Annotated in this window: 4 protein-coding genes and 2 pseudogenes; 3 read left to right on the top strand and 3 right to left on the bottom strand. The window is 43.9% G+C overall.

The genetic code is table 11. The features are described from left to right. Positions 1-1,165: 1,165 nt before the first annotated feature. Positions 1,166-1,402 carry a hypothetical protein gene (locus MiSe_RS47340; RefSeq protein ID WP_226594079.1) on the top strand — a complete coding sequence of 79 codons (237 nt, stop codon included), beginning with the start codon at positions 1,166-1,168 and terminating at the stop codon, positions 1,400-1,402. 169 nt (positions 1,403-1,571) lie between these two features. On the opposite strand, the gene purN is transcribed toward MiSe_RS47340, so the two are convergent. Beyond that, a complete protein-coding gene (gene purN, locus MiSe_RS47335; protein ID WP_226594076.1) occupies positions 1,572-2,279 on the bottom strand; it encodes a phosphoribosylglycinamide formyltransferase in 708 nt (235 codons plus the stop codon). Positions 2,280-2,487: 208 nt separating this feature from the next. Between purN and MiSe_RS54365 the strand changes: the two are divergent. Together MiSe_RS54365 and MiSe_RS47325 are read left to right on the top strand one after the other, a co-directional pair. Beyond that, a pseudogene (locus tag MiSe_RS54365) lies at positions 2,488-2,598 on the top strand (carbohydrate ABC transporter permease); the annotation flags it as partial. A gap of 16 nt (positions 2,599-2,614) precedes the next feature. Continuing rightward, complete coding sequence (locus MiSe_RS47325; protein ID WP_226594072.1) at positions 2,615-3,043, top strand: C6orf136 family protein; 429 nt, start codon at positions 2,615-2,617, stop codon at positions 3,041-3,043. 44 nt (positions 3,044-3,087) lie between these two features. Here MiSe_RS47325 and MiSe_RS47320 read toward each other — a convergent pair whose 3' ends face one another. Continuing rightward, positions 3,088-4,470, bottom strand: coding sequence for a Sll1247 family protein (locus tag MiSe_RS47320; RefSeq protein WP_226594069.1), 1,383 nt, complete (start codon positions 4,468-4,470; stop codon positions 3,088-3,090). Between the two features lie 360 nt (positions 4,471-4,830). Next, positions 4,831-5,833: pseudogene (locus MiSe_RS47315) on the bottom strand (hypothetical protein); the annotation flags it as partial.

Below are 5,833 nucleotides of genomic sequence, written 5' to 3'. Positions count from 1 at the left end.
CACTACAGAGCTAAAATTCTTGTGGGGTGGGCATTGTGCCCACCACTACAGAGCTAAAATTCTTGTGGGGTGGGCATTGTGCCCACCACTACAGAGCTAAAATTCTTGTGGGGTGGGCATTGTGCCCACCACTACAGAGCTAAAATTCTTGTGGGGTGGGCATTGTGCCCGCCACTACAGAGCTAAAATTCTTGTGGGGTGGGCATTGTGTTTGCCACTACAGAGCTAAAATTCTTGTGGGGTGGGCATTGTGTTTGCCACTACAGAGCTAAAATTCTTGTGGGGTGGGCATTGTGCCCGCCACTACAGAGCTAAAATTCTTGTGGGGTGGGCATTGTGTTTGCCCAGAGAGCTAAAATTCTTGTGGGGTGGGCATTGTGCCCGCCACTACAGAGCTAAAATTCTTGTGGGGTGGGCATTGTGCCCGCCACTACAGAGCTAAAATTCTTGTGGGGTGGGCATTGTGCCCGCCACTACAGAGCTAAAATTCTTGTGGGGTGGGCATTGTGTTTGCCCAGAGAGCTACAAAGAAATCCGGTTTCTGGCCTCCTGGTGCGTAAGTCCTAAATTGGTCGGATTAAACCAGGATTTATATTCTCACAAACAATGAGCAATTAGCGATTAGCTTTAAAATTTTAGGGAATAGCAGATCCAACCCAAATCGTTCCTCAACAGATGCAGGACTTACGCGCGACCAGGTCATCACCTTTGTTCTATAGTTCCCAAACCAACGACTTTTCATACAAACAAAGGTGATTTGCGTAATTCCTGAGATGGTTAGAATCGCTTGCTCAGGTGATTTTGAGGTTTTTTGAATAGCTTATATCAATTCTCTAATATTTTGCTACACATCAATCCCCGCGTCTGGGCGTCTGGGCGTCAGCCATCTGTAGCAAACTTAAAGAGAAACCATATTATTCTTCTAGGGTTCTCATCATGAGAAAACAGAGTACCTCGACGATTGAGAATAGTAATTTAAACCCTTTTGTCAAATGCAATGTTGTTGGGGACTTGCGAATTAACAATCGCTATTAACTCAAGTTGCTAGTTATCTCTCTGGGAGCGGCTAATGGCGTTCCCAGGCAGGAGCCTGGGAACGAGGCTAATGGCTAATGTCAGTAAAAATCCTATATTAGCAATTAGCAATTAGCAATTAGCAACGGCCTTGTTTATAACTAGCAACTTGCGTTATTACCTGATTCTTAACCAGGGAAATAGCCTCGCAACCTGTTCCTCTACATTAGCATCGCAAGTAGCTCGGTTTGAGGTTGATGGACAGCGCCTGGAAATTGTCGAAGCCGAGAATTCTCCAAATCTTAACTCAGATATTGCTGCGATCTTAACTGGCCGAGAACTGCAAATTGCGACTTTTGTTGCTGTCGGCTTCCCATTAGTGATATGATGTCCGCCTAATTACCCTTAATAAAAATCTCGACCCGTCACCGTGTCACCGTGTCACCGCGTCATACCTAACTATGGGTATTTAACCGGACATGGTATGAGTGGACTGTTTCGACCCATTGGCGCCGAATCTTTGCCAAGCTAGGGGTAGATAGCCGCGCTGGGATGGTCTATCGATGTGGCTCGCTGCTGACCTCTACCTGATGCTGGCGTGCAGCAAGAGCGTTCGGCAAAGCAGTCGCGTAGCGAATCGCTTCCACCATAATCTTATGCTCCTGTACTTGTATCCGCGCGTGCAAGGTTTCTGGCGTATCGTCGGGTAACACTGGCACAGCAGCTTGGATGAGAATTGGGCCGCTGTCAACTTCTGGAACAACTAAGTGAACCGTACACCCAGTAATTTTTACACCTGCGGCGAGAGCTTGCTCTACTGCCCCAATCCCTTTAAAACTAGGTAATAAACTGGGGTGAATATTGATAATTCGGTTGGGGAAAGCATCAATAAAACCAGGAGTTATAATTCGCATCCAACCTGCTAAAATAACCCACTCGACATCATATTCCCGCAAGGTTTGGACGATTTGGGCGTCTAAGTCTTGGCGACGCTTAAAGTCTCGATGGTTGAGCAAGAAGGCGGGAACGTTCCAGCGTTCGGCTCTTGCTGCGGCTTTGATGCCAGGATTATTGTAAATCAAAACTTGTATTTTAGCATTTAGGTGTCCGTCGGCGATCGCTTGTGCAATAGCCTCAAAGTTACTACCACTCCCAGAAGCCAGAATACCTAGTTTCACAGGTGCATCTTGTTGGGGAAGTTTGGCTGGAATGGTTGGAGAAACGAGGCTCAAGGTAGAATCATCTGATATTGGGGTCACAGTCATGGCAGATGGGAGGTTTGATTGCAGAGGCCAAAACTATATAGTAAGTCGTGGTCGGATTCAGATGCGATCGCTGCCTGGATCTTTTTATCTCCTGCTCCGATCCTACTGGGTATCTTCCTCCTCTGGCCCATCGCCTACCTGTTTTACCTCAGCCCCTACCTATTGGAACTTTACCATTAGCGGCACTCGCTGGGTAGGTTTCAGAAATTATCTGCGCTTTGATTTTGGCTACGCCGCCGCAGCTGCAACGGTGTTGCTAGCTGTTACGCTGGTGCTAGTTTACTTGCAACTGCTTCCTTGGGGCGAAGAAAATTATTAGTTGTGAGACTGGTGCAATGGAAGAGCGATCGCAAATACAACAGGTTATAGAAACGCTTAAAAAGGATTTACCAACGCTTTTTGAGCAAGATATTTCTTATGATATTTATACGCCGGATATCTACTTTCAAGACCCGGTCAACAAGTTTAAATGGAAATTCAACTATCGGATTATTTTCTGGACGCTGCGATTTCACGCCAGGCTATTTTTTAGCGAAATTTACTTCGATTTGCACGATATTGCTCGGAAAACTGAGGATACAATTATTGCCAATTGGACGGTGCGTGGTGTTTTGCGAGTTCCTTGGAAAGCTGGCATATTTTTTAATGGCTATTCTACGTATAAACTCAATGAAAATGGTTTGATATACGAACATATCGATACTTGGGATCGGAAACCGGGAGATATTTTAAAGCAATTTATCCGCAAGGGAGAGGATAGCTAATATTTAATCAACCCCAGAGGCGCAGAACCGGGAAGACAAGAGATCTAATCAGGAGGAGAGTTTTTATTACGCTCGGCTTGCTGAGAAAAAATTCTCAATTCATCTGGAGCGCCGGTATTTAATTTGCTTTGATCCATATCGACTAAATTGTATTGCACGTTTTCAGTAAAAATTGTCAAAATAATTTTTGTGATTTCCAAGAATTTAATCACCCAATGGCATTCTTCTTGGGAATAATCTTCATAGTATCGAATTAAATTTGCCATACAAACTTCTAAATGAGTCCGAGTCGGCGGGCAGATTAAAATCAGTTTGAGCAAAATAATTGCTAATGTTAAAGGATTTCCTTGAGAAGCTAAGGCAATAAACAAGGAAGAAGGTTCTCCATTTCTGGGGATAGTCAACCATTCTATCGTGCGATTGCAAGTTTTGAGCAGCAGCGGTTTATTTAATACCTCTTCGTCATATTCTTGATAAATGCCTTCTAGTTTTTCAGTTAGCTTTGTTCTCAGATTATCTACTAATCCTTGATTAGAGACAGAGAAAAACAAGTATTTTATTAAACTTTGCTTAAAATGTTTGTATTTAAGCCGGTGAGTTTGTTGGATAAAAATATTCGCTAAATTGCCATAGCTAAAAAAACTGCGTTTGGCTACAACTTTTTTGATTAATTCCAGTGCTTCATCGCCGAGAAATGTTGGATTTTGAGTTCTTTGCTCGTGAGGCGCATCAGGATGAGAATGTGCTGTGTACATAGCCAAATCCACCTTAAATTTATCTTGTAACTGCTGGGATAATGCTTTAGCCGCTTGGCGCTGTTCTAGGGAGTTTTGAGAATTAGCATACTGAGAAGTTAACAAATAAGAAGTGTAGTGGTTCTTCCAGTGTTGTTTTTGTTGATAGTCGTATTTAGCAACAAATACTTTTATTTCTTGGTATTCTTGACTCTTGATAAAATTATCTAGCCAAGTACTCAGATGATTGAGCGTTTGGGATTTTGTGCAACAATTAACGGGAGCATTACCAAGCAATTCAATCAGAGCCTGTGCTGGCTTGTATTCCCGGCGAAAAATCCAGTTGTTAAGAATAATATAAATAGTTCGCGTTAAGGTGTTTTTAAACTCTGATTCATCGCGAGAAATAATTATTTTATAAAACGCTTTTTGCGGTTCTGTCTGAACCACAACAAACTGGATAAATAAATTTTTAAATTCAGCTAAAACTAAGTCTGGTGACGATTGCTTAACAAGATTTAGAAAAAACTGGCAGATTGTTTCCCTCTGTGGGGAGAGATCTGGTTGGGGATCGTTTGAATTTGGCAGCGATTCAGTATGATGAACAATGTTTGAGTCATCGCTGGGGAGTGGAGCTTTAATAGCTCTAAAGTGTCCAGTTGTAGCTTGAGGGAAAAAACCTTGAGATACCATCTCAGTGCCGGGAACTCTTACAGTTTAACTGTATAATTCCTCTCTAGGAGGTTTAGCGATCGCAGACCTCTCTCAAGGATGATTGTTACCACAATACCCCGTGAGGCGAGCTACAAGTTGAGGGTGATGCCAGTCACAGGATAGTTTAAGATATCTTTATCAAGCGCGATCGCCTAGTTCTTTGCAGCCCAGACAACAGACCCAGTCACCCACTGCTAGCACAAATTGGCTAACCGGGATCAAAGGCAAAATTTAAGGGCTGCGGCTCGGTTAGATCTATTCCAAGTCTTATTATGGATATGGCAGAAAGAGCGATCGCGGATCTAGATCACAACGCGATCGCCAATTTATCACAGACATCTAGTTTAACTCAGCTGGATTTGCCTCCAACGACTCAAACAAGCGATTCAGACTCGCGACAAACTGCTCAATTTCTCCCTTTGTCATCTCCACCCACCCATCAAATCCCAAGATCGAGGTGACAGTCATCTCCATCACTGGGTAAAAATCCGCGAAGGTTTGCGATGACAGCCACAGTCGAACTTTTCCTTCTTGTGTAGGCTGTCCTGACATTGTAAACAAACATTGGGAGCGATTGCTAGACTTGGTCGCGATCAAATTATCGGCAGGTCCGAATACTAGATTAGTAGGCCAGGGATTCAATGTCAGGTGGTGTTTCTCTGCTGCTTGCGTCACCATCTGAAATTCTGTGCCGATGCCGTGTGCCTCCGCCATTGCCATAATGGCTTCTATGCGTTTATTTTTGGTTCTGTGGGGTTGGATTTTCCCTCCGAAGGTAACGAGAGGAAAGACTGGGGAGGGTGGAGGCTGCTTGATTTGAAGTATTAGTTTTTGTAACTCGGACTGCTGCTGCTGGATCTGGGCGACAGTTTCCCACAGTTGGGGCAGTTTGGCAAGTTCGATGGTGAAGTTTGTTTGGGTCGAGTCGATTTGCGCGATCGCTTTGTTTAATGCCTGTATTTGTCGTTCTAGGGGTGTCGGATCGAACGCTGGGGGTACTGGTTCCTTGTCAGCAATCTGTTGTTGAACTACCGCCGCAAATTGCTTCACTGATTCTATTTGACTCGGTTCCACCCCCTGGTTAAACGCTTGTTTCAATGAGGAAAGTTCCCCTTGCAGTTGCTGTATTTGTTGTTCCAGGGATGAGTCAGCTATTTTTTGGTCAATTGCGGCTGTAGTTTGCTTTAAGTCGGCAATTTGACTTGGTTCCAACCGCTGGTTAAACGCTTGTTTCAATGAGGAAAGTTCCCCTTGCAGTTGCTGTATTTGTTGTTCCAGGGATGAGTCAGCTATTTTTTGGTCAATTGCGGCTGTAGTTTGCTTTAAGTCGGCAATTTGACTT

The sequence above is a fragment of the Microseira wollei NIES-4236 genome, assembly GCF_020521235.1.
GTDB classification, from domain to species: Bacteria; Cyanobacteriota; Cyanobacteriia; order Cyanobacteriales; family Aerosakkonemataceae; genus Microseira; species Microseira wollei.
The sequence above is the reverse complement of the archived record's forward strand: the minus strand, read 5'-3'. Positions and strand labels throughout refer to the sequence as shown.

Coding starts and splice junctions, on each gene's coding strand:
- MiSe_RS47325 (WP_226594072.1), top strand. CDS start 2,615: ATGGAAGAGCGATCGCAAATACAACAGGTTATAGAAACGCTTAAAAAG.
- purN (WP_226594076.1), bottom strand. CDS start 2,279: ATGACTGTGACCCCAATATCAGATGATTCTACCTTGAGCCTCGTTTCT.
- MiSe_RS47320 (WP_226594069.1), bottom strand. CDS start 4,470: ATGGTATCTCAAGGTTTTTTCCCTCAAGCTACAACTGGACACTTTAGA.